General features: G+C 72.3%; 2 protein-coding genes. Both read right to left on the bottom strand.

Going from position 1 to position 2,169, the window contains the following annotated elements:
- Positions 1–71: 71 nt before the first annotated feature.
- On the bottom strand, positions 72–1,439 hold the full coding sequence (locus AC1DXV_RS34050; protein ID WP_477937977.1) for an ATP-binding protein: 1,368 nt from the start codon (positions 1,437–1,439) through the stop codon (positions 72–74).
- Positions 1,423–2,169: contractile injection system tape measure protein (locus tag AC1DXV_RS34045; protein WP_477937976.1), on the bottom strand; the 747-nt coding region annotated here is incomplete at its 5' end. The genes AC1DXV_RS34050 and AC1DXV_RS34045, both read right to left, overlap by 17 nt.

Below are 2,169 nucleotides of genomic sequence, written 5' to 3'. Positions count from 1 at the left end.
GGCCAGCGCGATGCGCAGCCGCCGGCAGCGCGCACACGGCGCGGCCCGCGGGAACGGTGCATCGCGGTGCGTCATGCCGTGCGCCCCTCTTTGCGCAGTTCCTTGGCGACACCGCGCCGCAGGTCGGCCATCTCGATGCGCTCGCGCCCGCCCTGCAGCGCACCCAGCGCCCCGAAGCGCACGACGTTCGCGATCGCGCCGCCCGACAGCTCGTGCCGCTCGGCCAGCCCCTGCAGGTCGACGTCGTCGGCCAGCCGCCCGGTGTGCCGCACCATGCCCTCCCACAGCAGCCGGCGCTGCTCGGCGTCCGGCATCGGAAAGTGCACCAGCGACTGGAAGCGGCGCGCGAACGCATCGTCGATGTTGGCCTTCAGGTTGGTCGCGAGGATCACCGTGCCCGGGAAATCCTCGACCCGTTGCAGCAGGTACGACACCTCCTGGTTGGCATAGCGGTCGTTCGAGCTGGAGGTCGCGGTCCGCTTGCCGAACAGCGCATCGGCCTCGTCGAAGAACAGGATCCACTGCCGGCTCTGCGCCTGGTCGAACACCTGGGCCAGGTTCTTCTCGGTCTCGCCGATGAACTTCGAGACCACCATCGAGAGATCGATGCGGTAGACGTCGCTGCCGACCTCCTGGCCGATCAGCGTCGCGGTCAGCGTCTTGCCGGTGCCGGGCGGGCCGTAGAACAGGCTGCGGTAGCCAGGCTTCAGCGCCTTGTCGAGCCGCCAGTCGCGCAGCAGGCGCTGGCCGTGGCGGAACCAGGTGACGATGGCCTGCACCTCGTCCATCACCTCGCCGTCGAGCACCAGGTCGCTCCAGCCGAGGCGCGTGGTGATGCGCCGCGCCGGGAAGCCGATGCCGTAGTCGGGCTTGCGCGCCTCGCCGGTGGCCAGCCGCTCCAGCGTGTCACCGCTGACGTGCAGCGCGGCGCTCAGCCACGGCTCGCCCGGCCCGTCGTGCTGCAGCCGCAGCAGGCCGTGGCGGCGCAGCGGGCGGTCCTCGTCGAGCGCGCGCTGCAATGCGAAGCGGCGCGCCAGGTCTTCGCCGGCGACCAGGAAGGCAGCGGTCTCGCAGGTCGGCAGGAAGCCGCCGTGCGAGCGGCCCTTCCAACCGCCGAACTCGCTGAAGCCGCGATCCAGATTGCGGTTGCGCACGAACAGCATGTCGAGCAGTTGCGGCTTCAGGTGCGGCGCCAGTGCCAGCGCGAGCACCAGCCGTTCGTCGGCGTCCAGGCCGGCCGCGTGCACCAGGTCGGCGTAGTCGCCGTCATCACGGGCGAGTGCCGGCGCCGCCATCGGCAGCGCCACCGCGGCCTCGGCCTGCCCGAAATGCAGGCTGATGCGCGCCTGCAGCACGCGCTCCAGCCAGGCGAGCTCGTGCCCCACCACGCGGGCATTCAGCTCGACGCGCGCGCGCCGCGGGTCAGCGCCACTCGACATGCAGCACCTCCTTCATCCACGGGTGGCGGATCGTCGCGTAGCCCCAGGGCAGCTGGTCGATCAGCATGTCGAACGGGCGCGGCTCGATGTTCAGCTGCCAGTGCTCGTCGGCATGCTGCAGCCGGCCGTCGCGCTGCAGGAAGGTCTCGCGCAGCCCGGCCACCGAGGTGGTGCCGAGCACCTTCCAGTGCTGGATGACGGCGGCCAGCAGCCCGTCGACGGCGCTGCGCTCGGCCTCGGTCGGCGCGAGTTCGCGCGGCACCGGTAGCGCGAGCTCGATGCCGCACAGCAGCTTGTTCAGCACCAGCGCCGGCTCGGGCGCGGCGGCCTCGCCGGTCACCATCAGCTGCAGCAGCAGCGCCGCGCGCTCGGCCGCCTGCGGACTGGTGAAGGCACGTTCGTCCGACAGGCCCAGCATCATGAACAGGCGCGGCATGTACGGCGCCACCAGCACCAGCCCGGCGTTGCCGACCGGCAGCAGCTCGCTCACCGGCGGCAGCATCTCGGCCGGCGGCTCGTCGATCGGCTCCGAGGGTGGCGTCGGGGCTTCGGCACGCTTGCCGCGCCCGAAACCGAGCGCGGCCGCGGCCGACGCCAGCACCGCGGTGGCCGCGCGCACGACGCGCTCGAACCAGCCCGACGGCGCGGCCGGCACGTTCGCGGCCACCACCTGCGCGCGCATGTGGTCGGCATAGCGCCACGCATCGAACGGCGCCGCGCCGCGCTGCAT

This window comes from Rhizobacter sp. P3_C12 (genome assembly GCF_056402735.1).
The sequence above is the reverse complement of the archived record's forward strand: the minus strand, read 5'-3'. Positions and strand labels throughout refer to the sequence as shown.